Raw genomic sequence first — 26,963 nt, forward strand, 5'->3', positions numbered from 1 at the left:
CGGCGAACCGCTCTATTCGCTTGTTGAGCCTGTAACGTCCAAGATCTGTACTTGTTTTCCACCAAATTGGCTTGCCTCGACAATCGTCAATTCCCGCGCCGTCCCCACTGCGAAATCAAAAGCGTGATCAGGCTGCTGATGACGATCCAGATCCCGACTTCGCCGGCGGACGCAGCGGCTCGCGACACCGCAACGTCCGCGGCCGGAACGCTTCCCGCAGCCGTGGATCTGCCACTGGCGGCTTCCGGCTGCTCCTGTCCTTTCCTGGCCGCCATCACCGGCGCGAGATCCTGTCGGCTGCCGCGCCGCACCGAATAGGCGCGGGTGATCTCGGCGCCGAAGAAAAAGATCTGGGCCGAGTAGTAGACCCAGACGAGCACGACCATCAGCGCGCCGGCGGCGCCATAGGAGGTGGCGATGGCACTGGTGCCGATATACCAGCCGATCAGCGACTTGCCGATGGTGAACAGCAGCGCCGTGACGACCGAGCCGACGGCGACATCGCGCCATTTGAGCCTGCGGTCCGGGAGAACCTTGTAGATCGCCGCAAAGAGCAGAGCGATCAGCGCGAAGGAAACGATGGTGTTGACGGCGCTGACGATCAGCTCGCCGAACGGCAGGCGCTCGTTGATGTACTCGCCCAGCGCCGAGATCGCCGTGCTTGCGGCGAGCGACACCAAAAGCATGAACCCAAGAGCGGCCACCAGGCCGAGGCTCGCCGCCCTCGCCCGCACGAGGCGCGAAAGCGAAACGCTATCGGGCTTGACCTTCCAGATCTGGTTCAGCGACTGCTGCATTTCGCCAAAGACGCCGGAGGCGGTGACAAGGAGGGCGATCAGCCCGATGACGGTGGCCAGCGTGCTGGAGCCGCGATGCGAGGCGGTCTCGATCGCTGCCTTGAGGAGGTCGGCGCTCTGCGGGCCCATCACGCCCGAGAACTCGGCCGAAAGCGCGAGTTGCGCTGCGTCGTTGCCGATGACGATGCCCGCGATCGCCACGACGATCAGAAGGATCGGCGCCAGCGAGGTCGTGGCGTAGAAGGCCATCGCCGCGCCATGGCTCAGCGCATTGTCGTTGAGGTAGCCGGCGAGGCTCTCCTTCAGCAAAACCCAGGCTTCCTGGAACCAGCGCCGCATATTGGCCACCGCCTATTGCGGACGCGAGCTGCAGGTTCGGGTTCGGGCAGTCGACGTTCTGTATGGGATCCTCATGAGTTAGTAACCCCCGATGATCGGCAGGATCTCGCCGGTGATGTAGCTGGAACATTGCGGCGAGGCCAAGAACACATAAGCCGGCGCAATCTCCTCAGGCTGGGCGGGCCGCTTCATCGGCGTCCTGGCGCCGAACCGCGAGACGTCGCCGGCCTCCTTCTCCGACGGGTTGAGCGGTGTCCATACCGGGCCGGGCGCCACCGCGTTGACGCGGATGCCCTTGCCGATGAGGTTGCCGGACAGCGCCCGGGTGAAGGCGTGGATGCCGCCCTTGGTCATCGAATAATCGATCAGGTCCTTCGAGCCCTCGATGCCGGTGACGGAGCCGGTGTTGATGATCGCCGAACCCGGCTTCATGTGCGGCACGGCTTCCTGCGCCATGTGGAAATAACCATAGAGGTTGGTCTTCAGCGTGGTGTCGAAATGCTGCTCGGTGAGATCGACGAAGTCGGCCGAATGCACCTGGAAAGCGGCGTTGTTGACGAGCACGTCGAGCCCGCCAAGAGCCTTCACCGTCTGCTCGACCGCCTTGCGGCAGAAGGCGCGCCTGGTGACGTCGCCGCGAAGCGTGATGCAGCGCCTGCCTTCGGCCTCGACCGCGGCTTTGGTCGTCTTGGCGTCGCGATCCTCGCTGAGATAGACGATGGCGACATCGGCGCCTTCGCGCGCAAAGAGTACGGCCACGGCGCGGCCAATGCCGGAATCGCCGCCGGTGATCATCGCCACCTTGCCGGCCAGCTTGCCCGACCCCTGCCAGAACGGCGCGTCGTAGAGCGGGGCCGGGTCGAGCGCCCACTCTTCGCCGGGCTTCGGGTGATGTTGCTTCGGAAAAGGCGGCACCGGATATTTGCGCGCGCCGGCCTGCATGGGGGCCTGTGATCTGCCTTTGGGCTTCGCGCGATCGGTGGCGTCGACCTTGCGCTGCACACTGCGCTGCCGGCTCGCCGTCTTCGCGCTGTCGGATCTGGATTTGATACCGGTCGACATCGCCATCTCCTTTTCGACACATAACGCATGCCGGGAGAAAAGGTTGGCTTTCGCCGAGCGACCTCCGCCGTGCGGCCACGGCACGCGCTACGTCAAAGTTAAATGCGGGAGCTCGCCATAACTGCTAATCGATCGATGTTTTGGGGGACTCTGCAGGAAGAGTTCCATGGAAGTTCGAAATCTGATCGGCAAGCTATCTGCTGCATTCGTGCGCCAGCGTGCCGCCGCGCCGATAGCGCCTCTCAGGCCGATCCGGCCCTCGCTCGCTGACGTGCCGCTGAAAGTGCGGCCGCGCCCGCCCCACGTTCCGGCGCCGCCTATCCGGCGCGCGAGCAAAATGTAGCTCGCCTGCCGTCAACCCTGGCCGATCGGATGCAACCGGCTGGCCGCATCTTCGTTTATGGCGATCCCAATCCTGGTGGAGCTAAACATGAAATCCATTCGCATGAGCAATCCCGTTTTCATCCTGGCGGCAGCGGCGCTGACCGCGGTGCCTTTCATCGGCCTCGCCTGGCGCGCGCATGAATGGCTTGGATGGTGACCGAGAATGAGCCGATTCCTGCCGCTCACCATCCGTTTCATCAATGGCGGCACGACGGTGGTTTGCTCGATCGCCGACGCGAGGAAGGCGCTGGCGGAAGAATGGAAGGACAAGGAGGCGCCGAACTATCTCGAGGCGGTGCGGCTGGTGGACGACGCCGTGGCAGGCATCTGCCGGCCGGACGTAGCCTTCGCCGCCTTCAGGAAAGCGGCCGCCCAGCAGGGTCTCCTGAGGCCGACCGACCCAAGCGCGGCTCTCTCAATGCTCGACCAACTTTGGTCGCGTGACCCCTGAAAAGCCGCCAGCTGAAGCGCCCTGACCTCGGCCCGCCGCTGCCTGCCCGGCGGTGAAGCCCGTCGCGCCTAGACGGTCTGTCGTGCGACCCTCACGTCGGAACTGGCTTGGGAGCATGCCGGAATCTCGCCACCGCCTCGGTCAGCGCCTGCGTGTCGACCGGCTTCGACAGTCTTGGCGTCCCCTGGAATTCATCGGGAAAGACCGTCGCGCTGTCGTAGCCGGTCAGGAATACGAAAGGGATGCCTCGGGAGGCGAGCAGCTCGGCGATCGGAAAACTGCGTTCGCCTTGCAAATTGACGTCAAGCACCGCGCCGTCGAGAGCGATGCCGTCAAGCTGCTTCAAGGCCTGTTCCACCGAGGCTGCCGGACCGATCACCTCGCATCCGGATTCGGTCAACTGGTCGGAGAGATCCAGCGCCACCAGGAACGTGTCCTCGACGACGAGAACCTGAAGACCACTTAGGAGAGCTTTCTCGTGCATGGCTTGCCAGGAGCCGGCGGGAAACTGGGAAGCCTCTATCTAGGACAGCGGTATTTCCAAGACACAGTCCAAACCAGAAGGCTTGAATCGTAGCGCTACAGTTCCGCCTAACTCATACTCCAAACTCTGCCGGACGAAAGTGGTTCCAAAACTCGTCTTTGACGGTTCTTCCACGACCGGACCGCCGATTTCCCTCCAGGTAACCGACAGCACGTCCGGTTTCTCGGTCCGCCACGAGACTTCGACACGACCATTCTCGGTGGAAAGGGCGCCATATTTGGCGGCGTTGCTGGCAAGTTCGAAGAAGACCATTCCAAGCGTCGCCGCCGTACTCGCGTTGAGGTGGATCGGCTGACCGTGGATGACAAGGTTCTGACGCTGCTTGCTGTTGTAGGGAGAGAGCGTCGCCCGCAACAACTGCTCGAAGTCGCCATCTTCCCGATTGTAGGAGACATGAGACCCCTGGACCTCCCGCTTCACGCCGGCGCAGGAGTGCGCCCAGCACGTCACTGCCCTCGCTGACCACGTCCGCCACCTTGGGCTGGATGGCAAGATCGGCCCACCGCGCCGCCGTTGGCTTGAAGTAGATGGTGCCGTCTTCCGGAAAATAGGCTTTCCGCCGCGGACTGCGCGGCTGCAGGAAGCGACCGGCATGATAGGAGGTGGCCAGGCTGACCATATTGAGTCCGGCGCGCTGGACAAGATCGCGTTCGACCGTCTCTAGGCCGAGATCCTGGATGTCCCAGGGATAGGTCCACATCGAAAGCTGCATGCTTATCCTCGGTTCTGTGCTGTCCGGCGCCGACTGTCTTCAGCCTTCGACCGGCTCGGCCACCTGCATCAGGCAGTCGCCGGCCTCGCACATCGTGTGCAACCTGCGCGACAACACGATGCCGCCCTCGGCGAAATAGAGCGCTTCCTCGGCAAGCTCGAGCCTTTCGAGGTCGTGATACCATCCGGCTACCTGTCCGGCGCTCACGCTATCGCCCAGCCTGACGGCGGGCTCGAACCAGCCGCGCCGTGTCGCATATGTACCCTGGCTGTGCCTCGACAGCGAAAGCAGCCGCGTCGGCCCAGCCGGCTCCGCGTCCAGCGCAAGCACAGGCGCCTCGACCATGCCCAGCGCGACCATCAGGCGATCGAGCGCACGGGCGGTAAGCGCCATCGAATCGACTGTGGCGGTGCCGCCACCGCCGAACTCGCCGCTGACACCGATGGCGCCTGCCCGGCGCGCAGCGCCCATCGAGGTCGGCGAGGCTTGGCCGTTGTCGGCGACAAAGCCATACGGCATACCGAGCCTGCGCATCAGCTCGACCCCGCGCCGATGGCGCTCGGGATCGGCATTGCGTTCGACCAGCGCGGTCGGCAGATGCTCCATCGACGTGCCGCCCGAGTGGATGTCGAAGACGACGTCGTGGCGGGCAAACAGCTCCGTCTCCAGAAAATTGGCAAGGCGGCTGGTCGGCGTTCCTGAAGGATCGCCCGGAAACGCCCGGTTGAGATTGCCGCCTTCGAGCGGCGAGCAACGCTTGGCCGCCAACACCGCCGGGGCGTTCGCCATCGGCAGTATGGTGACGCGCCCCCTGGTCGCGGCCGGATCGAGCCGGCGGATGAGCTTGGCCAGCGACAGCTCGCCCTCATACTCGTCGCCGTGGTTGCCGGCCATCAGCAGCAGCGACGGACCTTCGCCGTTGCGGATCGTGCAGATTGGCACCTTGACCTGGAAATAGGGAGAGCGGTCGATCGAGAACGGAATACTGAGATGGCCGAGCGTCTTGCCGTTGCGGTCGAAATCGAGCGTGTGGACAAGGCCGATGTGCATGGTTTCCTCTCAGACAGCCGCGACGGCAGTGACTTCGATACGGAGGTCCGGATCGGCCAGGCGCGCTTCGACGCAGGCACGTGCAGGCAGGCGCTCGGGATCCACCCAGGCATCGTAGATCTTGTTCATCGCATCGAAATCGCCGATCTGCGGCAGGAAGACGTTGACCGCCACGAGCTTCGACTTGCTGCTGCCGGCCTCCTGGAGCAAGGCCTCGATCTTGGCCAGCACGTCCTTGGTCTGCGCCTCTATGCCGGCCTTGCGATCATTGGCGACCTGGCCGGCTATATGCACCATGCCGCCATACACCACTGCCTGCGACATGCGGGCGCCGGACTGGAAATACTTGATCATAGCGGGTCCTTTCGAGGTTTTCTTCCTGGGCCTGGTCAGCCGAAATATGTCGGAAAGGCATGAGCCACACGACCGTCCCCGTCCACGCCGAAAATGACGCGGTAGCGATCGAGGCAGGTGCAGGGATGCGAAATGCCGAACTCGACGACATCGCCGACGCCGATGTGGTCGCCCGGCAGAACCGCCAGGAATGCATGCTGATCGTTCAGCTTGATGACCTGTGCTTTCGCAGGCATCCCCGGCAGTGGCTGGCCCAAGCGGTATACGGTGAGCGGTTGCGGGAAACCCTGGTCGAACGAAACGTCGCGCATGCCCATGCCGCAGATGGCGAGGCCGGGCTCGGGCCGCGACAGCACCTCCGCCCAGACACGCAACGCCGGGCGGAATGAACTGCGCGCCGAGACGCGAGCACCGCCGATCTCAAAACCGCTCCGGCCGTCGACAGCGCCAAGCGACCTGTCATAGATGCCGTGATCGTGGAAAAAGATGGCGCCGCTGCGCAGCACGAGCAGCGCGTTGGGATCCTTGGCCACAATGGGCGAAATGAGCGCGATCACCTTGTCGAAGAACACCGACCCGCCGGCCGTCACGATCAAAGGAGCCTCGCCGCCGAGGCGGGCGCGGAGCCGGAGGTGCATATCGCCCACCGAAGCCAGCAGTGCGGAAACGACCTCATCGGTCCGCACCGGATCTGGCTGGGCGGCCGCCCCTTCATAGGTTGCCACTCCGGCGATCCGCAGCCGTCCGCCAGTCGTTGCGATGGCATCGGCGATCGCCTCGGCCTCGGCAACGGCGCGGGCACCCGCCCTCGCCGCACCGAGTTCGACCAGCACGCGCAGCGGAGCGAGCGCCGTATCGGCGCGCCAAGCCTGGGCAAGCGCCTTCACCGCCGCGACCGAATCGGCAAAGACATATAGCTCCGCGTCCGGCCAGGCGCCGGCCAGCGCCGCGAGCCGGCCCGCCCCACCGGTACCTCCCACCTCGTTGGCGATGATCAGCCTCGTCAGCCCAGCTTTCAGCATCACCGTGGCCTGCCTGATATCGGCGACCGTCGTGCCCCATGCTCCGGCTTCCACCAGCGACCGGGCGAGGTCCGGCGCCATCGGGGTTTTGGCGTGCGGAGCAACCTTGGCGCCATGCTCGAGCGCATAGCGCAGGAACAGGTCACGATTGGCAATGAAGGCCGCCTCGTCGAGCGTTAGCAAAGGCAGCGACATGCGGCCATCGGCCGGATGCCAGCCTTGCTGCCCGACCAATCTCGAATCCAGCGCGGACGTGCCCGGCGGAACGCCGCGGATACGGTCGTCGAGCCGAAAATTTTCCGGCACGACTAGCGGCCGGGCCGGTGTGTTGTCACTCATCCGATGCTAACCCTCTTGCCGCCGCAGAACGACAGACGGCCACAGCCTGCGAGAGACGCGTGCCAAATCCATACGCCGGACCGATCATAGACGCGCATCACCATCTCTGGGATCTCAGTCTCGGCCGCCATCCCTGGCTCGCTGCCACGGCCGGCGAGCGCGGCGGCCTCGGCGAGCTTGGTCCGCTGCGCCGAAACTATCTTCCGCAGGACTATCTGCGCGATGCCGGCAGGCACGATGTCGTCGCCACCGTCCATGTGGAAGCCGGCTGGGCTGCCGACGACGGCGTCGGCGAGACGCGCTGGCTGGAGTCGCTGGGCAAGTCGCAAGGCGTTGCCAGTCGCTATGTCGTGCACGTCCCGCTCGCCGTGCCACAGGCGCCGGCGCTGCTCGAAGCGCAGGCCGCCTTCGGCCGCGTCGTCGGCGTGCGCGACATTCTGAGCTGGGATCCCGACCCGACGCGCCGCTTCGCCGCACGCGACGGCATCATTGACGATCCTGCCTGGCGCTCCGGCCTTGGCCTGCTTGCGCGCCACGGCCTCTCCTTCGACCTGATGGTGTTCCCTCGCCAGCTTGCCGATGCGGCGCGCCTCGCTGCGGCCTTCCCCGATCAGCAATTCGTCCTCAACCATTGCGGCAGCCCCATCGACCGCGATGCTGAAGGTATGCGGACATGGCGTGATGGGCTGCGACTTCTCGCCAGGCGCGACAATGTCGCCATCAAGATCTCCGACCTGGTCGCCTACGATCATGACTGGACGCTCGACAGCCTGCGGCCGGTCGTCCTGCACTGCATCGAGTGCTTCGGGACATCGCGCGCCATGTTCGGCTCGGATTTCCCGGTCGCCGGGATGCATGCCTCGTTCGACGAGGTGTATGACAGCTTCAAGGCCATTACGGCCGACCTTTCCAAGGACGAGCAGACGGCGCTGTTCTTCGGCAATGCCAGGCGCATCTACCGGCTGGACGAGGTGTCATCGACGGGCCTGTTCCCTGCCTGAGAGGAGCAGCAGGCCGAGGATCAGCGAGCCGAACAGGATGCTGCGCCAGCCGGGCGACGCATTGACGACGGTGATCAGCGCCGTGATCGTCACGAGCAGGATGGATCCGGGAATGGTGCCAGCATAGGTGCCGAGCCCGCCAAGGATCGAGGTTCCGCCAAGCACCACCGCGGCGATCGAGGCCAGCAGGTACGGATCGCCGATCCCGACATAGCCCTGCCCGTTCATGCCGAGCACGAGCACACCCGCCAGCCCTGCGGTGAAGCCGCTGATGCCGTAGACGGTGAGCGTCGTCGACGTGACCGGCACGCCGGACAGGGAAGCCGCCAGCGGATTGGCGCCCATGGCGAAGATGCGCGCGCCGAAAGGCGTGGCGTGCATGACCGTCAGCACGATGACGGACACCGCCAGCCACAGCAGGATGCCGGCCGGAATGCCGGCCGGGCGCGCATTGCCGAGCCAGTGAACCAGCGGATTCTCGGCGGTGACGGCGCTGCCGCCGGCGATGATGATCAAGAGGCCCTGCAGGAAGGTCGCCATGGCGAGCGTCATGATCATCGGATGGACGCGCAGCAGGGCTACGCCGAGCCCATTGACCACCCCGATGGCCGTCGTCAGTGCCAGCACCGCGAGAACGGAGGCAAGGCCCGTCGGATCGGCTTGCCACGACAGCAGCGGCAGGCTGATGGCGCTGACGGTCACGATCGCCGCTACTGAGAGATCGATACCGCCGGCGATCACCACGAAAGTCTGGCCGGCAGCGACAAGGCCGATGACAGCGCCGAGCTCGACCAGATAGCGCAGGTGCCCGTAGGCGCCGAAGCCGCGCGAGACGAAGCTCGCCACGATCCAGACCGCAGCGACCATGGCAAGCGTGAGGAACGGCCGGCTGGTGAGGATCGCCCTGGCGCGTCTGCCGCCGGCGCTGTCGTTCCAGGCTGTCATGGCTGCACCTTGCGGAACTGGGGGATGGCGACGGCGCCGATGATGATCAACCCCTGCGCGACGTACTGAGCCACCGGCGTGAAGCCGAGGAAGAACATGACGCTGATCATCAGGCTGAGCAGCAGGCTACCAGCGAGTGCGCCGCGCATCGTGCCCTGCCCGCCGAGGAAGCCGATGCCGCCGAGCACGGCCGCGGCGATGGAGTTGAGCGTGAAGGCGGTGCCGATCACTGGGTCGCCAGAGCCCGTCTGCGCGGCGACGAACAGGCCAGCGCCGGTCGAGAGCAGGCCGCTGATCGCATAGGCGGCGACACGCGCCGCATCGACCGGTACGCCGGACCGGTAGGCACCCACCGGGTTTTCGCCCGCGGCATAGAGGCTCAAGCCCAGGGGCGTCGCGAGATAGAGTTTCCACAAAAGCACGATCACCACGAGCAGCACGAAAGCCGCCGGTGTGTCGCCGGCAAGGAGGTCGGACAGCCATGCCGGGATCGAGCCGCCGGGCCTTGGCAGGATCAGCAGTGCCGCGCCGCCAATGATGAAGGAGCCGGCGAGCGTCACCACGATCGCCGGCAGCCTAAGCTTGACGACGATGAAGCCGGTCGCAGCGCCGATGCCGAGCCCGGCCAGCGCCACGGCCGCCGTGCCCCCGGCGACACCCAGCGGTCCGGCCATGGTCGTCGCGGCGATGACCGCGCCAAGGCTGACGGTCGCGCCGATCGCCAGGCTGATGCCGCCGGTCAGCATGAGGATCGCCTGCGCCATCGCCACCAGCGCCAGCGGGAACCAGCTCTGGGTGAATTTGGCGAAGCCGGATGCCGTGAACAGGCCGGGAAACAGCACGCCATAGGCGACGAGGAAGGCCAGCACAACGAGGAACAGGCTGCGCACGCCGATGTTGCGGCGCGCCTGCACGGGCCAGTAGAGCGCACCGGTGGATTTCGCGGAGGGAATGATGCTCATGCCGCGACCTTCCGCCTCTCTGCTCCAATCGCCGCCGATACGATGGCTTCCTCGCTCAGCACGGTTCGCTCGAGCATTCTGACGATGCGGCCTTCCCGCACGACCGCGACGCGGTCGCACAGATGCACCAGCTCCGGCGTATCGGAGCTGAGCAGCACGACAGCCTTGCCGGCGGCAGCGAAGGCGCGAAGCATCAGATAGATCTCGCGCTTGGTCTCGACATCGACGCCGCGCGTCGGATCGTTGAGCAGAAGCACCAGCGGATCGTGCGGCATCCATTTCGCCAATGCGACCTTTTGCTGGTTGCCGCCGGAGAGCGCCTGCGCCGGCCTCTGCAGATCGCCCTTGATGGCGAGCTGGGCGGCAAGGCTTTTTCCCTTCTCGCCTTCGGCCTTGCGGCTGCGCAGCTTCAGCGCCGGCATTCGCGCGAAGGCAGGCAGCATCATATTGGTGATGATCGGATGGATCAGGTGCAGGCCTTCGCGCTTGCGGTCGGCCGGCACATAGGCGAGCCCCAGCGCGTTGGCCTTGGGCACGCCGCCCGGCAGGCCCGATACTCCGTTGACGGTCGCCGATGCCGTCCTGGCCGGAATGGCGCCGTAGAGACCGAGCAACAGATCCTCCTGGCCCTGCCCGACCAGGCCGCCGATGCCCAGCACCTCGCCCGTCCTGATGTCGAGATCGACATCGCGCATCAGGCCGGCCGAGAACTTGGCGACCGAGATCGCCGCGGCCGGCGACAAAGAAGGCTGCCATTTGGGAAAGAGATCGCCGGGATCGCGCCCGACCATCAGGCGCACCAGCCCGGCGGCATCGGTCCCCTCCAGCGAGCGGTCGGCCGTGCAGGTGCCGTCCTTGAGCACGGTGACATGCTGGCAGAGCGCCATGACCTCGTTCAGCCGGTGCGAGATGTAGAGAATGGCGACGCCTTCTCCACGCAGGCGTTCCAAAAGGTCGGTGAGGATCTTCGTTTCCGTCGCCGACAGCGACGAGGTCGGTTCGTCGAGGATAAGCACGCGCGGCCGGCGGTAGAGTGCCTTGGCGATCTCCACCATCTGCCGCCGGCCGAGGGCTAGGTTCCCGACTGGTGTCGACAACGGCTCGTCGAGGCCGACAAGTTTGCAGGCGGCTTTCGCGCGCGCGGCAAGCTCACGATAATCGACCAGGCCGAAGCGTTTTGGATAGGCACCGAGGCCGATATTCTCGGCAATCGACAGGCTGGCCGTCAGGCTGAGTTCCTGCTGCACGACGGCAACGCCGGCCTGCCGTGCCAGCGCCGGCGTCATGCGAGCCACGGCACGCCCGTCGACCTCGATCGTCCCGCTGTCCGGGCGCAACGCCCCGGACAGGAGGTTGATCAAGGTCGACTTTCCTGCGCCGTTCTCGCCGAGCAGCGCGTGCACGCGGCCCGGCTGGAGAGCGATGGAAACGTCGCGCAGGACAGGGTTGCCGAAGAAAGCCTTCGACACCCCCCGCGCGGCAAGGAGCGGAGCCCTGGTTGTCAACGCTGCAACCCTTCTGGCTTATTTCTGCGCCAGCAGCTTCTTGAACAGCGCTTCATCGTATGGCGAATAGATGTAGCCGTCAGCCGGGAAATCCTTGGCTCGGGCGAGGTATTCGTCGATGTTGGAATTGTCGATGACCGGCAGCGGGATCTTGACGAAGGCCGGCACGTCCTTGCCCTCAAGCGCCTGGACGGCGGTGTAGGTGGCGAACGCGCCGAGCCAGTTCGGCTGCATGGTCGCCCAGCTCTTCAGGCTCTTTTCCTTCCACAGTTCGAGGAACTGGCGCGCGTTCTCGCCGGTGATCGGCACCTGGTCGCGGCCCTGCTTGTCGAGAGCCAGCACGGCACCGGCCGACAGGGCGCCGCCGAGCGACAGGATGCCGTCGATCTCCGGGTTGGCGAACAGCAGACTGGTCACGGCCTCCTGGGCGGGCGCGACGTTATAAGGCGTGTTGGTTTCGGCGAGGATCTTCACGTCGGGATGGGCTTTGAGCTCGGCATCGGCGCCCTTGCGCCGGTCGTCGCTGACCGAAACGCCGGCCGGACCGTTGAGGATGAGGATCTTTCCCTTGCCGCCGATCGCATTGATCAGGAACTTGGCTGCCTGGTCGCCCCACTGTGAGGAATCGGTGTTGACCTTGGCCGTCACCTGATCGGTGTCGACGAGGCTGTCAAAATTGATGATGGCGATGCCCTTGGCGCAGGCATCCGCGATCACGCGTGCCGGCGCGGTCGAGGAACCGGCGATCAGGATGATGGCGTCGACATTGGAATCGATCATCGACTGGATCTGCTGGATCTGTACATTGGCGTCGCCCTGGGCGTCGGTGACGACCAGCTTGTCGACCAGCCCCTGCTTCTTCAGCGTTTCGACCTCGGCTTCGATCGTGCCCTGCGTCTGCTTCATCCAGGTCGGTACGGAATAGATATTGGCCCAGCCGATCGTATACGGCGCCTTGCGGTCACCCTTGATGCATTTGGCGGCTGCGTTGGCCTGCGAGCCTGCGCCGAAGGCCAGGACGAGACCGAGGCAAAGGACGCTGGCGGATGCGAAAAACGACGATTTCATCATGACGGTTCCCCTTCTTTGGCTGTGTCCGGACGTGCGGGATCGCGACGACAAAGGCCATCGGTCGCCGCGTCGCGGAAACCGCTCCCTTCTCGTCTGGACTTCTCCGTCCGGCTCGTTAGTTTGTCCGGTATTTCAGACAAGGTGTCTGTATATCGGACAAAACGGATGCTAGACTGAGCCTTGACATCTTTCAAGCGTCTTGAGACGAGGTCCGAAAATGATTTTGGACGACTGACATGAGCAATGGGGCAACCGGGTTGATCGAGGTGGAAGCCGGCGCGCAGCCGCAGGGGGGCGAGCGGCGCCGCGGTATCGACCGCGTCATCATGCTGCTCGAGGCGCTGCTCAGGCATCGCGCCCCCGTGCGGGTCGGCGATCTGGCCAAGATGATCGGCGCGCCGCGTTCGACGACATACGAGATCGTCAACAGCCTGCTCGAAGCCGAGATGCTCGAGAATGTCGGTTCCGAAGGCTATGTCTATTTCGGCCGGGCGATGCATCTGTTCGGCTGGGCCTATTCGCATCACAACGCCCACTATCGCCGCATCCTCGAGACCCTCGACAAGATGGCTGCCGAGACCGGCGAGACCGTTCAGCTCTGTGGCTTGCGCGGCAACAAGTATGTTGTTCTCGATTGCCGCGACTCCCCCGGGCCGTTTCGCATTTCCAGCGATGTCGGTGTCGAGGTGCCGATCCCATGGACGGCGTCGGGCCGGTTGCTGGTCGGTCATATGAGCGAGGCCGAACTGAAAAGCTTCATTCCTGCCGCGGACTACAAGCTGCCTGACGGCCGGATCATTGCGCCTGAGGATTTCTTCTCCGACGTGGAGCGGGCACGCCTCCAGGGCTTCAGCGAGACCGCGGCGCTCGCCGACCGTTTCACCTGGTGCATGGCGGCGCCCATCCGCGACGGTCATGGCGCCATCAACAGGACGCTTTGCTTCGTGCTGCCCGTCGACACGCCGGAGCCGCGCCGCAACCAGTTGCTCGAGCTGCTGCAGGATCGGGCCCGCGGGCTGTCGCTCACCGGAGGATGAGGCGTGTGGCCGGCTGGCCCAGTCGAATGCACCGTCTAGCGGTTGCGGTCGAAGGTCGGGCTTGCGAAATAGCGCCCATGGCACCCGCTCCCTCGATCACCAAGGCCGCCCTCTGGATGGCGCTGTCGATCGCCTCGTTCCTGGCGATGTCGGTCGCCGGCCGCACCGCGACGGCCGCGCTCAATGTCTTCCAGGTGCTGGAGTTGCGGTCCGTGATCGGTTTCTTCATCCTGCTGCCGCTGGTGCTGACGAGCGGCGGCTTCAAGGCGATGCGCACCGAGCGCCCCCTTGCCCACCTCGCACGAAACCTCGTCCACTATGCCGGCCAGGCCGCGTGGCTCTACGCGCTGACCCTCATTCCGCTGGCCGTGCTGATCTCGATCGAGTTCACGACCCCGATCTGGACCGCGATACTTGCGGTGAGCTTTCTCGGCGAAAGGCTGTCGCGGCCAAGGCTGACGGCGATCGTGCTGGGGCTGATCGGAGTGGTGATCATCGTGCGTCCCGGCATCGGCTCGGTCGATCCCGGTCATCTCGTCGTTCTGGGGGCCGCGATGTGCTTCGGCGTCTCGGTGGTCATGGTCAAGTCGCTGACGCGAACCGAGAGCGTCGTGCGCATCATCTTCTGGATGCTGATCATCCAGTCCGTGGTCGGCCTTGTCCCGGCGCTCTACGTATGGCGCAGCCCGGCGGTCGAGCTCTGGCCGTCGATATTCGTAGTCGCCTTTACCGGCATGTCTTCGCATTTCTGCATGGCCCGCGCGCTTAGCCACGCCGATGCGACCGTCATTTCGCCGATGGACTTCCTGCGCGTGCCGCTGTCAGCGCTGATCGGCTGGCTGCTTTACAACGAGCAGATCGATGCCTTCACCGCCGGCGGCGCGGCGTTGATCCTAGCCGGCAACCTGCTCAATTTGCGGCGGAAGGCTCCGCAGCCTGCCGAAGTCGCCACCTCCTAGCTATCTCCTAGCTGTAAGGTCGGTTGCCTGGTCCGGTCGCTTCCGATCCGACACGGTGGCTGGCGTCGGCGCTCACCTCGTCGATCGAGCGGCGCTCAGTCATAGACGCCATCGAATAGAAAATCGTCGTCGCCGCCCGCCTTGAAATGTCCGGCGTATGAACCCGTCGGCAGCAGCAATGCTTCGCCTGAACCGTTGCGCAATGTGACGGCCTTTGGTCCCGTCGTGAGCTGAAACGGCGGATCGCCCACCGCGCCGTCGACTTCGACTTGGCCTCGCAACGGCGTTCCGTCGGCACTGTAGAGCGCATAGCTTCCGGCAATCGGAACATCGAAAGTCCTCGGCTCCCCGGGATAAAGGCGGCTGCCGACTATCCTGAGGTTTGGCGCGACACGGACATAGCTGTTCACAATCAGGGGCGCGACCACCGGATAGATATAGTCCATTCGGTAGGACCACAGGATCAGCTTTGGCGGAGACTTGCTGAGGACATTGTAAGCCTCGGAGTCCTTACCGTCCCGCAACGTCGCGAGGACGTAGTGTTTATCGAGCCATAAAGTTGTCGGCTCCATCCGATTGGGCAGCATATCGATGCCGTCGAAATAGCGCTCGTCCGGCGTCAGCAATGACTCTGCCCGCGCCACCAGTTCAAGCTGGGCCGCATTGTCGATGCGAAGGTAAAGCAGATTGGCGACGAAGCTTATGGCCACGGCCGTGACCAGCGCTATCCACGCGAGACGCAGGTAACGCGCGCGGGCTGCGAGGCCGTCGAGCATTGTCAATGACCATAGCGACATGAACGGCTGCGCCATAATGAACACGTAGGGCCACGGCTGGTTGTGCGCGAAAACCAGTACCGTGATGACGACGGAGAAGATCAGCGCAATTCGCCTTCGCCCGTCGAGCTTCATGATCTGCGCCAGGGACAGAGCCATGCCGGAGAAACAGACGACATAGAGCACATAGTTGCGCGCCAGAGTCTGCAACACGAAGCGCCTCAGCCCCCCATATTCATCGCCCCCACGCGTCGCAACCTCGATCGGGCCGAATACGAGGTTCTTGGCAATCGGAACAGGGTCGGTACCGCCGAAGATGAAGCAATAGGCAATTATGGGAACAGTCCATCCCAGCACGAGCCATGCGCCGCGGGCCACGCCCGCTGCATAGCGCCTCGCCAAAGCGGCGTCGGCAACCAAACCGAGCCCAAGTGCAACATTGAAGTAGACTGATTTCTGCGTTGCCAGGAACGACAGGCCGCTCAGGATGCCCGCAGCGACAAGCTGGCGCCCGCCCAATTCACGCGCCCGCAGGACGGCCAGCAGCGCCGCAACGGCGAAGAACAAAGCCAGCGGTTCGGCGATGGTGCGAAAGACGCGCTCCATGAAGTTCGAGAAGCACAGGAGAAGGAGGACAATGACCAAGGCACGCAGCCGATCCTCCCCAAGCGCGCGGGCACAAGCATAGATCATGGCCACGATGGCCCACCCTATCAGCACGGTCTGGATGCGGCCGACAAGAAGTATGGATGTTGCATCCCAGCCGATCAGGTGAGCCAGGTTGTAAAAGGCCGTGGAACCAGCCGCCTTGCTTGGCTGCACCGTTGCGAACAGGCCATTAAGCAAATACTTCGCGTATCCAAGCTGACCAAATTCGTCCATGACGAACCGGCTATTCCAAGCCAGGAGAAACAACAAAACGATCTTCAGCGCGATCAAGGCGCCCAGATACGTCGTCAGTCGGCGCGATCCTGTACCGAACAGATCAGCCAGACCTGCTTCTGATTGCATTCAACCCGCCCGAATTCCTGAATGACTTCAATGAAGGTAATTGGCTTGCCACGTACCAGCGTATGACGCCTGGAATCCTATGCGATATTTCTTGCCAAAGAGCTTCAGGTCCGCCCGGAATCCAGTCAGGCAAGGTGCGATATCAACTCTGACCGAAGTGAAGAGCGTACGTCAAAGTTCGGTCCTTCCCTCCCTCGTCAGGGTCAGCACACCGCGCGCCATTGCGCGCCAGTCATACCGTGCCAACGCGTAGCGAGCCATGGCTGCGCGTTCCACGGATGCGAAGGCAAGGCTATCAATGGTATCGGCGCAGCGCCTGGCCGAACCTTCTGGATCGGTCAGATCGATGGCTACGCCACGCAGCCATTCGGCGGCGCCAGGGTCGGCACGGTTGCTCGGTTCGCCACAGACAACCGGCAGCCCGCAAGCCATCGCCTCTTGGATAACGAGCGGGAAGCCTTCTCCCACGCTCGGCAGCAACAGGAGGTCTACCCCGCGATAAAGGTCGGCCAGTGCCTGAGGGCTCTGGGCGCCAAGATCATGAACATTGGCGAGGCCCCATTGGCTGGGGCGGATCGGGCCGCTGCCGACCATGAGAAATGTGAGATCCTGGCGGGACGCAGCCAAAGCGCGCAGCACCGCCAGTCCCTTCTTCTCGACATAGCGACCGACGAAAAGAGCGCGTCGCATGCCCGATGAGACCGCGGTATCCATCGGAGCTTCCAGGATAGGGGCTGGACCTTCGGCGGGATGAAAAATCGCACTATCGACACCGTTGAACAGAAGCCGATAGGGAACGCGCGCCGGGGTGCCCACAAGGTCGTGGCGCACGGTGTCGCTGATGAACACAAGTGCGTCAACGGCCCCCAGCATAGGGCGCGTGATGACGATGTTGGCCAGCGCCATCAACGAGCGCAGCGTGCGCGAGGAAAAAGGGATGCCGGCGATATGCTGGATCAACACGACCCGCTTGCGGTAGGCCTTTGCCATCAACAGTGCCAGGATCGATGTGACGTAGAGGGCGTCGTGCACCACCACCGCGTCGCTGCGGCGCACTTCGCGCGCCAGCGCGCGGATCGCACGAGCGCCCGGCAGCGGCATCGGCAGGCCAACAATCTTCTCGATCGGATTGACGCAGGCGAGCGGCACCGCTTCAACTTCGGCCACCGGCGGCTGATCGGCGTCGCTGGCCGCCCAAGCCGCCTGAATGCCCAGTTCCGTGAATTGCCGGCACAAATGCCCGGCCACACGTTCTATGCCGCCGCCGTGATCTTCATAGAAATGGCTGACCGTCAGAATGCGCAACGGCTTAGTCCATCAAGCCGGTTCGAAGCGCATCGCCACTTCGAGCCGATTGGGAAACAGCAGTCGATAGATGCTCTTCCGATACTGCTTCGGTGCGGCGCGACGGGCAATGCGGTAGCCGCTTTCGGCCGCTAGCCCCTCCCATTCTGCGCGTGTCAGGTAGCGCGCCCAGATCATTCCGCCAAATGGGATATTGCCTATGGCGTCCATTGCAGTGAGGCGCAGGTTGTCCAGCATTCCGCGGCTTTCGTGATCCTTTATGTAGAGCGGACCATCGACGACGCGCCGGATTTCTCGCAGCAAGGCCATGCGCGCTGCGACCGGCACGTGATGCACTACGTTGTTGAGCGTCGCTGCATCAAAAGTGCGGTCCGCAAAAGGTAGGGTTTTGCCGTCATACTGCCTGGTCGGCACGCTCAGCGAAGAGCAGAAACGGTCAACCATGTCCACTGTCTGCACCTCATCCACGGGAAAGAGCTCGGCCATGGCTTGGGCGATCACCCCAGTCCCGCCACCGACATCGAGCAGGCTGCGATGGTGATCGTCCCAGAGCTCTCGTAAACTGTCGAGCATGACCGCCTGATAGGTCGGCACCTTGTTCCGGTACATGGCGAGGTGACGCGACAGGATGCCCTGCAGAAGTCTCGGATCGATCGGGCGCACTGCCGTAGCCAAGGCCATCAGCCCCCCGTCATCCAACGGTTTGGCGAGGCGATGGCCCATCGACCAAGCAGGAAGTTCAGCGCCAGCATGCAAACCGAGGCAAGTGGCGAGGCAAACACCATCGGCAGGCCGATCTGCTGATGCCAGAACCATATGGTGACAAAGGCCAACGGTATGTTGGCGACCATTGCAATGACGTAGCGCACGAAGGTTATGGGAGCTAAGGGTCGGCGAAAAGTGAACATGCTATGAAGCACATAGCCGGTGCCTGCCACGACGCAAAAGGACAACAGCACGGCCAGCCACAATGGTATCCCAGCCCTGTCGGCCAGGATGATCACCACGTTATGCAGCACGATGCAGACACCGGCGATCACGACATAGGCGATGGACGTGCGCATGCTCATATGGCTGCCTTGCGGGCTCGGACCAAGAAAACGCAGGCGTTGTCATCGCGAATTTGGGCGGGCGTAAAGCGGTCTTCCAATTGAGCGCGCAGGTTCATCAACACCGCAAGCAGCGACGCCGAAGCTGCGCCTATGATCGGCAGACGTCGAAGGAAGAAGGCAAAACCTGTCAGTCGGATCAGCGTCGTGGTTGCCAAGGGCCCCGCGATCGCATGCACTTCTTCGACATTTAGGCCGCGATCGGCAAGATCCACGGCAAGTCCGGTGCGTGTCCAGCGGCGATGATCCTCGGGATGAGGATGGTAAAGCCAGGTACCGTGGGTGGACAACAGCAGCACACCGTCGTCGCGCAGCAGTCTGCGAATCTCGGCGCAATAGGCGTCAAGGTCGCGCACATGCTCCAATACCTGCACTGACAGTACCGCTCCGGCGGCGCCGTCGGCCAGCGGCACGCGGCCCTGCTCATCTATTTTCAGGAAGCTGCCTTCGCCAATATCCGCGCCGCGATAGTCGATCTTCATTTGGAGCATCATGTCGGCGTAAGGCATGTCGCCGCAGCCGAGATCGACCATCAGCGTGCCCGGACGGACATGCGCCCTCGCCTCTTCTCGCAACAGCCGAGCCAGCCCGCGCAAGACAAGCCAGTCCGTGTCCCAGATACGCGGAGCGGCCCTGCTTTCTCTCATACCACCAGCTCTCAATGAAACCACCGACTTGCCGCGCGCTATCTTATTCTTCGGAGCGCCACACGCCCAACGATGCCGGAAAGGGAACGGTCAGAACACACGCCTGTCATCCAAATTATCAAGCAGCAATTTGAGCACGAAGCCGGACAGCACCATGGACATGCCGGCCACGCAGGCGGTGGTGGTCACGAAGGTCAGATGCACCGACTGCTCCATTGGGCCGCCAACGAAAATCCAGTGCAGCGCCAGCAGCACGTCTGCGACAAAGCCGGACGCTGCGAGCATGCCGCCGGAAAAGACCAGCCATTCCAGCGGGCGGCCGCGCATCAGCCAGCGCACCATCCGGCCTCCGTGGACCGGGTGATAGATGGCGATCGCCACCTTCGCCAGCATGCCGAAAAGGATCGCCGAAAGGCCGATCAGCGTTGCCATCGCTGAGAGCGCGACGAAGTGGATTCCGAAATACCACCCACCAATCCGGATAGGCCCGGCTGCGAGGATCGCAAGGCCGGCAACGCCGGCCACCAGCAAGGTTGCTCCCGGTATGAGATACATGGTGTTGGGTGCATGGGCCACGATCAGCCGCAGGTGCCGCCAGCCGTCGCGGAATGAGCGCAGATGAGGTGGGCGGCCGCGCTTGTCCGGATAGAGCTTGATCGGCACCTCGCGGATCACGAGGCCCGCGCGATGCGCGTTGATGACCATCTCCGAGGCGAATTCCATGCCGGGCGAGCGCGCGCCCATCCTGCGGAATGCGTCCCGCGTGAACCCTCGCATGCCGCAATGAAAGTCGTGTATCGGAGAGTGGTGAAGCCAGCGGGCAATCGTCGAAAGCACCGGATTGCCGAGATACCGATGCAGCGCGGGCATGGCGCCAGGCTCGATACCGCCGGCAAAGCGATCGCCCATGACCAGTTCGGCGCCACCCTCCAACGCGTCGATGAAGTCGCCGAGGCTGCTCCAATCGTAGGAATCGTCCGCATCCGCCATGATGAGGTACTTGCCTCGCGCAGCTTCAGCCGCCGCGCTGATCGCCGCGCCATATCCCTTGACCCGCTGGTGCACGACGCGCGCGCCGAGGGACTCGGCGATCTCGACTGACCGATCGGTCGACCCATTGTCACCAACGACCACCTCGCCCTTGATGTCGCGCTTTGCAAAGACGTCGAGCGCTTTGCGGATGCAGATGCCCAGCGTGCGCTCTTCGTTCAGGCAAGGGATGATGGCCGACACTAGCGGAGCCCCCACATCATCGGCGCGTTGTCCTTCGAGATCAGTCCGGATCGTCGCGAAATTCGACTTGTCGACCATCGTGCCCCGCTCCTGCCCAATCGTCAGCCTTGCTGACAACTCAGGCACACGCCCCCAACGCAGCCTAGCTGCAACGTTAGCAAGAACAAGTTAGTCAAAGATATACAAAGCCATACACCGTTGAGCGAATGACGTGGTTTGGCGAGTATTGTGTCGGAGCAGGGCGATGAGGTCTGAAGTAGCAGCGGCGCCTAGCGCTAAAGCATTCCAGGAAACGCGCGCAACGATTTTCCGCTCGGAATTGCGCAAAAACAAATAGTTAGAGCGCCTAAACCAGTTCCACTTCGACAACACCTGGCACCGCGCGCATGGCCGACGCGACCTGCGGCGAGATCCGGTAGCGGTTGGGGAGTTCGATCTCGATCTCCCCCTGTCCGGCGTCCTTGATCAGCACGAAGCTCACCTGCCCTTCGCCTTTCACGGCAAGCTGGTTGGCCAGGATGTTGATCGGCTGGGCGTCGCGCACGAAGATGCGCAGCGCCTTCTGGATGCGGCTCGCCTCATCCTCCAGCGACTGCACCGTCTGGATGCGCAGATTGATGCCTTCCGGCCGATCTTCCGCCGAAACCGTGATCACCACCGAACGGCCGGGCTCGAGCATATCGCGATATTGCGCCAGGCCTTCCGAGAATAGCACGGCCTCGTACTGGCCCGTCGTGTCGGAAAACTGCACGACGCCCATCTTGTTGCCGGTGCGGGTCTTGCGCTCCTGCTTGGTGGTGACGGTGCCGGCGAGCCGGCCGGCGGCAGCGCCGCGTTTCACCGCGGCCGAGAATTCCGCCCAGTTCTGCACCCGCATCTTCTGCAGCGCTGCCTTGTATTCGTCGAGCGGATGCGCCGAGAGGTAGAATCCGACCACCTGGAATTCGCGGTGCAGCTTGTCGGCGGCGAGCCAGGGATCGGTTGCCGGCAGGTTGAGAGCCTGCGATTGACTCCCAAGCGAAGCGCCGAAAATATCGGCCTGGCCGGAAATGGCGTTCTGCTGCGCCAGCGAGGCCAGCCCCATCATTCGCTCGACGCCCGCCATCATCACGGCGCGGTCATGCCCGAAGCAATCCAGCGCGCCGGCCATGATCAGGCTTTCGAAGACGCGCTTACCGACGATCTTGGGGTCGACCCGCTCGCAGAAATCGGCAAGGTTCTTGAACGGCTTCTCGCCCCGCATCTCGACGATGTGCTCGACCGCCGCGTCGCCGACGCCCTTGAGCGCCGCCAGCGAGTAGAAAATCTTGTTCTCGCCGACCTCGAAGGGGCGGAAACTCGTCATCACCGACGGTGCCACCACCTCGATGCCGAGACGCAACGCGTCCTGGCGGAAATCGGCCAGTTTATCGGTGTTGCTCATGTCGAGCGTCATCGACGCCGCCAGGAATTCGACCGGGTAATGCGCCTTGAGATAGGCGGTCTGGTAAGACACCACCGCATAGGCAGCGGCGTGCGACTTGTTGAAGCCGTAGTCGGCGAATTTGGCCAGAAGATCGAAGATGAAATCTGCCTGCGGCTTGCCGACGCCGCGCTCGACCGCGCCGGAAACGAAGCGCTCGCGCTGCTTGTCCATCTCGGCGCGGATCTTCTTGCCCATGGCGCGGCGCAGAAGATCGGCTTCGCCGAGCGAGTAGCCCGAAAGCTCCTGCGCGATCTGCATCACCTGTTCCTGGTAGACGATGACGCCTTGCGTCTCCTTCACCAGATGGTCGATCTTGGGATGGATCGAAGCCATCTCCTCTTCGCCATGCTTTCTGGCGTTGTAGGTCGGGATGTTCTCCATCGGGCCGGGGCGGTAGAGCGCGACCAGTGCGATGATGTCCTCGATGCAGTCCGGCCGCATGCCGATCAGCGCCTTGCGCATGCCGGCACTTTCAACCTGGAACACGCCGACCACCTCGCCGCGCGACAGCATGGCGTAGGTGTCCTTGTCGTCGAGCGGGATCGTCGCCAGATCGATGTCGACGCCGCGCCGGCGGATGAGCTTCACCGCCGTCTCCAGCACGGTCAGCGTCTTCAGGCCGAGGAAGTCGAACTTCACCAGCCCGGCCTGCTCGACATATTTCATGTTGAACTGGGTGACCGGCATGTCCGAGCGCGGATCGCGGTACATCGGCACCAGTTCCGACAGAGGTCTGTCGCCGATGACGATGCCGGCGGCATGCGTCGAGGCGTGGCGATAGAGGCCTTCGAGCTTCTGCGCCGTGTCGAGCAGCGTCTGGACGATCGGCTCCTTTTCCGCCTCCTCGGCAAAGCGCGGCTCGTTGGCGATGGCGTCCGCCAGCTTGACCGGATTGGCCGGGTTCTGCGGCACCATCTTGGACAGCTTGTCGACCTGGCCGTAAGGCATCTGCAGCACGCGGCCGACGTCGCGCAGCACGGCGCGCGCCTGCAGCGTTCCGAAGGTGATGATCTGGCCGACCTGGTCGCGGCCGTATTTCTGCTGGACGTAGCGGATGACTTCCTCGCGCCGGTCCTGGCAGAAGTCGATGTCGAAGTCCGGCATCGAGACGCGGTCCGGATTGAGGAAGCGCTCGAACAGCAGCGAGAAGCGCAGCGGATCGATATCGGTGATGGTGGTCGAATAGGCGACCAGCGAGCCGGCGCCCGAACCGCGTCCCGGACCGACCGGAATGCCTTGCGATTTCGCCCATTTGATGAAGTCGGCGACGATCAGGAAGTAGCCGGGGAACTTCATCTTCTCGATGATGCCGAGCTCGAATTCGAGCCGCTCGCGATATTGCTCGACCGTGTAGCCCGGCGTCGGCCCGTGCGCGGCAAGCCGAGCCGCCAGGCCCTCGCGCGCCTGGCGCGCGAGTTCGGCCGCCTCGGCCTTCTCGGCCGCATCCTTGTCGGCGGCGTCGGCGCCGGTGAAGCGCGGCAGGATCGGGCTGCGGTTCTTCGGATAGTAGGAGCAGCGCATCGCGATCTCGACCGTGTTGTCGATCGCTTCCGGCAGGTCCGAGAACAGCCGCGCCATCTCGGCCTGGCTGCGCAGGAAATTGTCCGGCGCTAGCCGCCGGCGGTTGTCGGCGGCCACCACCGAGCCTTCGGCAATCGCGATCAGCGCGTCATGCGCCTCGTAGTCCTCGCGCTTTGAGAAGAAAGCCTCATTGGTGGCGACCAGCGGCAATTCGTGCGTGTAGGCCAGGTCGACCGTCGACTTCTCGACCATGCGGTCGTAGCCGGCGACCCGTTCCAACTCGACATAGAGGCGGTCGCCGAACAGGTCTTTGAGGAAGAGCAGCCGTTGCTCGGCGAGGTCGCGGCGGTCCGCCTTCAGGGCGCTGCCGATCGGGCCACGCGGGCCGCCGGTCAGGCAGATCAGGCCACCGCAACGGTCTTCCAGCATGGTGCTGGTCAGATGCACGGACTCGCCCGGCGGCGTCTCCAGATAGACCTTGCTGATCAGCCGGACGAGATTGGCATAGCCAGCCTCGCTGGCGGCGATCAGCACGATCGGCGACATCGCGAGCCCCTGCCGGCGGCGGTCACGCTGGGCGTCACTGGCCTCGCCGGCAAAGGCAAGATCGATCTGGCAGCCGATGATCGGCTGGATGCCGTCCTTGACCGCCTTCTGGGCGAATTCGAGCGCCCCGAACAGGTTGTTGGTGTCGGTCACCGCAATCGCCGGCGCCTGGTCCTTGGCCGCGTGGCCGACAATGGCACCGAGTTGCAAGGCGCCTTCGAGCAGCGAATAGGCCGAATGCACGCGCAGATGGATGAAGGTCCGCGCCGGCGCCTCCGGCTTCGCGGCCTTCACGGCTGCTTCGCGCTGCAGCGGGTCGCGTGGGAGTTCATCGGCCATGGGGCTCTTGTCGTTCGAAAGGACTCAACATTCGGGTGAGATGTATTGTCCGGGAGCGCGCGATGCGAGTCCAGCGCTCACCTGTGCACAGCAAAGCCCGTCAAGCGAATTCCATGATCACGGCGTCGACCGCCAAGCTGTCGCCGGGCTTGGCGTTGAGCTTGGCAACCGTGAGGTCGCGCTCGGCGCGCAGCACGTTTTCCATCTTCATCGCCTCGACCACGGCCAGCGTCTCGCCGGCCTTGACCTCTTGGCCTTCGGCGACGGCGATCGAGACGACGAGGCCAGGCATCGGGCAGAGCAGCATCTTCGAGGTATCCGGCGGCAGCTTTTCCGGCATCAGCCTTTCAAGCTCGGCCGTGCGCGGCAGCATGGCCTGAGCCGCCACCGACATGCCGTTCCAGGCGATGCGAAGACCGTTCAGCACCGGCCGGACCTGCGCCGCTATCCCCTTGCCGCCGACGGTGCCGTGCCAGATCGCGTCGCCCGGCCGCCAGTCGGAGGCGACCGTCAGCGGCTTGCCGCCGTCGATCGCCAGATCGACCTCCATCGGAATGGAGACCATGCCGTCGACAATGCTCACGCCAAGATAGTCCGCGCCGATCTTCACCACCCAGTCGCGCTTGAGATGGCCCGAATGCGGCGCCAGCCGGCCGCTGAGGCGGTCGAGCCGGTCCCGGCGCAGCAGCTCGATCGCCGTGGCGACCGCGGCAAACACCGCCCTTTGCTCGCCGTCGGGCTCGATGTGCGCAAAACCGTGCGGATATTCCTCGGCAATGAAGCCGGTCGAGAGCCGCCCCTCGCGCCAGCGCGGATGCTGCATCAGCGCCGCCAGGAACGGAATGTTGTGCTCGATGCCGTCGACAATGAAGCTGTCGAGCGCTTCCGACATGGCATCGATGGCCTGGAGCCTCGTCGGCGCCCATGTGCACAGCTTTGCCACCATCGGGTCGTAGAACATCGATATTTCGGAACCTTCGGTGACGCCCGTGTCGTTGCGGATCACGACATCGCCGAACTTCCCCTCTTCTGGCGGCCGGTAACGCGTCAGCCGGCCGATCGAGGGCAGGAAATTGCGGAAAGGGTCTTCGGCATAGAGGCGGCTTTCCACCGCCCAGCCGTTGAGCTTCACGTCGCTTTGCTTGATGCTGAGCTTTTCGCCGGCGGCAACGCGGATCATCTGCTCGACAAGATCGATGCCGGTGACGAGCTCGGTCACCGGATGCTCGACCTGCAATCGTGTATTCATTTCAAGGAAATAGAAGTTCTTGTCCGTGTCGACGATAAACTCGACCGTGCCGGCGCTCTGGTAGTCGACGGCCTTGGCTAGCGCCACGGCCTGCTCACCCATGGCCTTGCGCGTCTTGGCGTCGAGGAACGGCGACGGCGCCTCCTCCACCACCTTCTGGTTGCGGCGCTGGATCGAGCACTCGCGCTCGCCGAGATAAAGCGCATTGCCATGCGCGTCGGCCAGCACCTGGATCTCGATATGGCGCGGATCGACGACGAATTTCTCGATGAAGACCCGGTCGTCGCCAAAGGAGCTTTTCGCTTCCGAGCGCGCGCGCTCAAAACCGTCGCGTACTTCCGCCTTGCTCCAGGCGATGCGCATGCCCTTGCCGCCGCCGCCGGCCGATGCCTTGATCATCACCGGATAGCCGATCTCGCCGGCGATCCGTTCGGCATGGTCGGCATTCTCGATGACGCCCAGCCAGCCCGGCACGGTCGAGACCTTGGCCTGGCTGGCGAACTTCTTCGATTCGATCTTGTCGCCCATGGCGCGGATCGCCTTGGGCTTCGGTCCGATGAAGGCGATGCCTTCCTTCTCCAGCGCCTGGCAGAAGGAGGCGCGCTCCGACAGGAAACCGTAGCCCGGATGCACAGCCTCGGCGCCGGTCTCCTTGCAGGCGGCGATGATCTTTTCAGGCAGGAGATAGCTCTGCGCGGCAGGCGACGGGCCGATATGCACCGCCTCGCCGGACATTTCCACATGCACGGCATCGCGATCGGCGTCCGAATAGACTGCGACCGTGGCGATCCCCATCTTGCGCGCCGTCTTGATCACGCGACAGGCGATCTCGCCGCGATTGGCGATCAGGATTTTCTTGAACATGCTGGCGACGTGTCCTCCGGCGAAGCCGTCCAGTTCTATGGACAATTCCGGCGCGTCTCAAGTGCCTGGAGCGCTGCCCTCGGCGCCTGATGCCGATTGCAGAAACCGCGCCGAAAAACGTCGCAAGAGACGTTGGCCGCTATCCCCGAAGCCGGTAGGGTGGTCGCGGACGGATGATGGATGGCAGGCTGTTGTCGCCTCGCCAGGCAGGCCTGGCAGCCTGCCATAGTCTGAAACTCTTCGATTGCCTTGGGAGGAATGCCTCATGAAGACGCGCGCCGCAGTTGCCGTTGGTGCCGGAAAGCCGCTGGAGATCATGGAGGTGGACCTCGAGGGTCCGCGCGATGGCGAGGTGCTGATCGAG

At 63.9% G+C, this 26,963-nt stretch carries 23 protein-coding genes and 1 pseudogene; 4 read left to right on the forward strand and 20 right to left on the reverse strand.

Going from position 1 to position 26,963, the window contains the following annotated elements:
• Nucleotides 1-86 precede the first annotated feature (86 nt).
• Entirely contained in the window at nucleotides 87-1,136 is a 1,050-nt protein-coding gene (locus EN853_RS26765; RefSeq protein WP_127862106.1) for a YihY/virulence factor BrkB family protein, read from the reverse strand.
• A gap of 78 nt (nucleotides 1,137-1,214) precedes the next feature.
• On the reverse strand, nucleotides 1,215-2,198 hold the full coding sequence (locus EN853_RS26770) for an SDR family oxidoreductase (protein ID WP_189343916.1): 984 nt from the start codon (nucleotides 2,196-2,198) through the stop codon (nucleotides 1,215-1,217).
• A 547-nt stretch (nucleotides 2,199-2,745) separates the two neighbouring features.
• On the opposite strand from EN853_RS26770, the gene EN853_RS26775 reads away from it, so the two are divergent.
• On the forward strand, nucleotides 2,746-3,033 hold the full coding sequence (locus EN853_RS26775; protein ID WP_127862107.1) for a DUF982 domain-containing protein: 288 nt from the start codon (nucleotides 2,746-2,748) through the stop codon (nucleotides 3,031-3,033).
• 91 nt (nucleotides 3,034-3,124) lie between these two features.
• On the opposite strand, the gene EN853_RS26780 is transcribed toward EN853_RS26775, so the two are convergent.
• The 6 genes and pseudogenes from EN853_RS26780 to EN853_RS26800 form a co-directional block, all read right to left on the reverse strand.
• On the reverse strand, nucleotides 3,125-3,517 hold the full coding sequence (locus EN853_RS26780) for a response regulator (protein WP_127862108.1): 393 nt from the start codon (nucleotides 3,515-3,517) through the stop codon (nucleotides 3,125-3,127).
• Nucleotides 3,518-3,556: 39 nt separating this feature from the next.
• Nucleotides 3,557-3,997, reverse strand: coding sequence for a sensor histidine kinase (locus tag EN853_RS34145; RefSeq protein WP_167524607.1), 441 nt, complete (start codon nucleotides 3,995-3,997; stop codon nucleotides 3,557-3,559).
• Nucleotides 3,969-4,289 (reverse strand): annotated as a pseudogene (locus EN853_RS34800) (hypothetical protein); the annotation flags it as partial. The gene EN853_RS34145 and the pseudogene EN853_RS34800, both read right to left, overlap by 29 nt.
• A gap of 39 nt (nucleotides 4,290-4,328) precedes the next feature.
• Nucleotides 4,329-5,339, reverse strand: coding sequence for a succinylglutamate desuccinylase/aspartoacylase family protein (locus EN853_RS26790; RefSeq protein ID WP_127862109.1), 1,011 nt, complete (start codon nucleotides 5,337-5,339; stop codon nucleotides 4,329-4,331).
• 9 nt (nucleotides 5,340-5,348) lie between these two features.
• Nucleotides 5,349-5,693 (reverse strand): RidA family protein, encoded by a 345-nt coding sequence (locus tag EN853_RS26795; protein ID WP_127862110.1) that lies wholly within the window; start codon nucleotides 5,691-5,693, stop codon nucleotides 5,349-5,351.
• Nucleotides 5,694-5,728: 35 nt separating this feature from the next.
• Nucleotides 5,729-7,054, reverse strand: a complete 1,326-nt coding sequence (locus EN853_RS26800; protein ID WP_127862111.1) for an alanine racemase — start codon at nucleotides 7,052-7,054, stop codon at nucleotides 5,729-5,731.
• Nucleotides 7,055-7,113: 59 nt separating this feature from the next.
• On the opposite strand from EN853_RS26800, the gene EN853_RS26805 reads away from it, so the two are divergent.
• Nucleotides 7,114-8,055 (forward strand): amidohydrolase family protein, encoded by a 942-nt coding sequence (locus tag EN853_RS26805; RefSeq protein ID WP_127862112.1) that lies wholly within the window; start codon nucleotides 7,114-7,116, stop codon nucleotides 8,053-8,055.
• Here EN853_RS26805 and EN853_RS26810 read toward each other — a convergent pair.
• Genes EN853_RS26810 through EN853_RS26825 form a run of 4 tightly spaced genes read right to left on the reverse strand, consistent with a single transcriptional unit; the run spans nucleotide 8,029 to nucleotide 12,538 of the window.
• Entirely contained in the window at nucleotides 8,029-9,000 is a 972-nt protein-coding gene (locus EN853_RS26810; protein WP_127862113.1) for an ABC transporter permease, read from the reverse strand. The two genes, EN853_RS26805 and EN853_RS26810, sit on opposite strands and share 27 nt — an antisense overlap.
• Nucleotides 8,997-9,962, reverse strand: a complete 966-nt coding sequence (locus EN853_RS26815; RefSeq protein ID WP_127862114.1) for an ABC transporter permease — start codon at nucleotides 9,960-9,962, stop codon at nucleotides 8,997-8,999. The genes EN853_RS26810 and EN853_RS26815 overlap by 4 nt, the downstream gene beginning before the upstream one ends.
• Nucleotides 9,959-11,467 (reverse strand): sugar ABC transporter ATP-binding protein, encoded by a 1,509-nt coding sequence (locus EN853_RS26820; RefSeq protein ID WP_127862115.1) that lies wholly within the window; start codon nucleotides 11,465-11,467, stop codon nucleotides 9,959-9,961. The genes EN853_RS26815 and EN853_RS26820 overlap by 4 nt, the downstream gene beginning before the upstream one ends.
• Before the next feature lie 18 nt (nucleotides 11,468-11,485).
• Nucleotides 11,486-12,538 carry an ABC transporter substrate-binding protein gene (locus EN853_RS26825; protein WP_127862116.1) on the reverse strand — a complete coding sequence of 351 codons (1,053 nt, stop codon included), beginning with the start codon at nucleotides 12,536-12,538 and terminating at the stop codon, nucleotides 11,486-11,488.
• Between the two features lie 236 nt (nucleotides 12,539-12,774).
• Between EN853_RS26825 and EN853_RS26830 the strand changes: the two genes are divergently transcribed.
• Nucleotides 12,775-13,575 (forward strand): IclR family transcriptional regulator, encoded by an 801-nt coding sequence (locus tag EN853_RS26830; protein WP_127862117.1) that lies wholly within the window; start codon nucleotides 12,775-12,777, stop codon nucleotides 13,573-13,575.
• Nucleotides 13,576-13,652: 77 nt separating this feature from the next.
• Nucleotides 13,653-14,534, forward strand: a complete 882-nt coding sequence (locus EN853_RS26835) for a DMT family transporter (protein ID WP_127862118.1) — start codon at nucleotides 13,653-13,655, stop codon at nucleotides 14,532-14,534.
• 95 nt (nucleotides 14,535-14,629) lie between these two features.
• On the opposite strand, the gene EN853_RS26840 is transcribed toward EN853_RS26835, so the two are convergent.
• The 8 genes from EN853_RS26840 to EN853_RS26875 form a co-directional block, all read right to left on the reverse strand.
• The gene (locus EN853_RS26840; RefSeq protein ID WP_127862119.1) at nucleotides 14,630-16,321 is read right to left on the reverse strand and encodes a hypothetical protein; all 1,692 of its coding nucleotides are present in this window, start codon (nucleotides 16,319-16,321) and stop codon (nucleotides 14,630-14,632) included.
• Nucleotides 16,322-16,492: 171 nt separating this feature from the next.
• A complete protein-coding gene (locus tag EN853_RS26845; protein ID WP_127862120.1) occupies nucleotides 16,493-17,626 on the reverse strand; it encodes a glycosyltransferase family 4 protein in 1,134 nt (377 codons plus the stop codon).
• Between the two features lie 12 nt (nucleotides 17,627-17,638).
• Nucleotides 17,639-18,307 (reverse strand): class I SAM-dependent methyltransferase, encoded by a 669-nt coding sequence (locus tag EN853_RS26850; protein ID WP_168247758.1) that lies wholly within the window; start codon nucleotides 18,305-18,307, stop codon nucleotides 17,639-17,641.
• Entirely contained in the window at nucleotides 18,307-18,696 is a 390-nt protein-coding gene (locus EN853_RS26855) for a GtrA family protein (protein ID WP_127862122.1), read from the reverse strand. Before EN853_RS26855 ends, EN853_RS26850 begins: the two co-directional genes overlap by 1 nt.
• Nucleotides 18,693-19,268, reverse strand: coding sequence for a methyltransferase domain-containing protein (locus EN853_RS26860; RefSeq protein WP_167524609.1), 576 nt, complete (start codon nucleotides 19,266-19,268; stop codon nucleotides 18,693-18,695). Before EN853_RS26860 ends, EN853_RS26855 begins: the two co-directional genes overlap by 4 nt.
• Before the next feature lie 204 nt (nucleotides 19,269-19,472).
• Nucleotides 19,473-20,693 carry a glycosyltransferase family 2 protein gene (locus EN853_RS26865; RefSeq protein ID WP_127862124.1) on the reverse strand — a complete coding sequence of 407 codons (1,221 nt, stop codon included), beginning with the start codon at nucleotides 20,691-20,693 and terminating at the stop codon, nucleotides 19,473-19,475.
• A 268-nt stretch (nucleotides 20,694-20,961) separates the two neighbouring features.
• A complete protein-coding gene (dnaE, locus tag EN853_RS26870; RefSeq protein WP_127862125.1) occupies nucleotides 20,962-24,486 on the reverse strand; it encodes a DNA polymerase III subunit alpha in 3,525 nt (1,174 codons plus the stop codon).
• A gap of 100 nt (nucleotides 24,487-24,586) precedes the next feature.
• Nucleotides 24,587-26,599, reverse strand: coding sequence for an acetyl/propionyl/methylcrotonyl-CoA carboxylase subunit alpha (locus tag EN853_RS26875; protein ID WP_127862126.1), 2,013 nt, complete (start codon nucleotides 26,597-26,599; stop codon nucleotides 24,587-24,589).
• Nucleotides 26,600-26,963 lie beyond the last annotated feature (364 nt).

It is taken from the genome of Mesorhizobium sp. M1C.F.Ca.ET.210.01.1.1 (genome assembly GCF_004791585.1).
In the GTDB taxonomy this organism is placed as follows: Bacteria; Pseudomonadota; Alphaproteobacteria; order Rhizobiales; family Rhizobiaceae; genus Mesorhizobium.

Excerpts from the sequence above, each read along its gene's own strand:
- EN853_RS26765 (WP_127862106.1), bottom strand. The coding sequence starts at position 1,136 with ATGCGGCGCTGGTTCCAGGAAGCCTGGGTTTTGCTGAAGGAGAGCCTC.
- EN853_RS26770 (WP_189343916.1), bottom strand. The coding sequence starts at position 2,198 with ATGTCGACCGGTATCAAATCCAGATCCGACAGCGCGAAGACGGCGAGC.
- EN853_RS26775 (WP_127862107.1), top strand. The coding sequence starts at position 2,746 with ATGAGCCGATTCCTGCCGCTCACCATCCGTTTCATCAATGGCGGCACG.
- EN853_RS26780 (WP_127862108.1), bottom strand. The coding sequence starts at position 3,517 with ATGCACGAGAAAGCTCTCCTAAGTGGTCTTCAGGTTCTCGTCGTCGAG.
- EN853_RS26790 (WP_127862109.1), bottom strand. The coding sequence starts at position 5,339 with ATGCACATCGGCCTTGTCCACACGCTCGATTTCGACCGCAACGGCAAG.
- EN853_RS26795 (WP_127862110.1), bottom strand. The coding sequence starts at position 5,693 with ATGATCAAGTATTTCCAGTCCGGCGCCCGCATGTCGCAGGCAGTGGTG.
- EN853_RS26800 (WP_127862111.1), bottom strand. The coding sequence starts at position 7,054 with ATGAGTGACAACACACCGGCCCGGCCGCTAGTCGTGCCGGAAAATTTT.
- EN853_RS26810 (WP_127862113.1), bottom strand. The coding sequence starts at position 9,000 with ATGACAGCCTGGAACGACAGCGCCGGCGGCAGACGCGCCAGGGCGATC.
- EN853_RS26815 (WP_127862114.1), bottom strand. The coding sequence starts at position 9,962 with ATGAGCATCATTCCCTCCGCGAAATCCACCGGTGCGCTCTACTGGCCC.
- EN853_RS26825 (WP_127862116.1), bottom strand. The coding sequence starts at position 12,538 with ATGATGAAATCGTCGTTTTTCGCATCCGCCAGCGTCCTTTGCCTCGGT.
- EN853_RS26830 (WP_127862117.1), top strand. The coding sequence starts at position 12,775 with ATGAGCAATGGGGCAACCGGGTTGATCGAGGTGGAAGCCGGCGCGCAG.
- EN853_RS26835 (WP_127862118.1), top strand. The coding sequence starts at position 13,653 with ATGGCACCCGCTCCCTCGATCACCAAGGCCGCCCTCTGGATGGCGCTG.
- EN853_RS26840 (WP_127862119.1), bottom strand. The coding sequence starts at position 16,321 with ATGCAATCAGAAGCAGGTCTGGCTGATCTGTTCGGTACAGGATCGCGC.
- EN853_RS26850 (WP_168247758.1), bottom strand. The coding sequence starts at position 18,307 with ATGGCCTTGGCTACGGCAGTGCGCCCGATCGATCCGAGACTTCTGCAG.
- EN853_RS26855 (WP_127862122.1), bottom strand. The coding sequence starts at position 18,696 with ATGAGCATGCGCACGTCCATCGCCTATGTCGTGATCGCCGGTGTCTGC.
- EN853_RS26860 (WP_167524609.1), bottom strand. The coding sequence starts at position 19,268 with ATGGTCGATCTCGGCTGCGGCGACATGCCTTACGCCGACATGATGCTC.
- EN853_RS26865 (WP_127862124.1), bottom strand. The coding sequence starts at position 20,693 with ATGGTCGACAAGTCGAATTTCGCGACGATCCGGACTGATCTCGAAGGA.
- dnaE (WP_127862125.1), bottom strand. The coding sequence starts at position 24,486 with ATGGCCGATGAACTCCCACGCGACCCGCTGCAGCGCGAAGCAGCCGTG.
- EN853_RS26875 (WP_127862126.1), bottom strand. The coding sequence starts at position 26,599 with ATGTTCAAGAAAATCCTGATCGCCAATCGCGGCGAGATCGCCTGTCGC.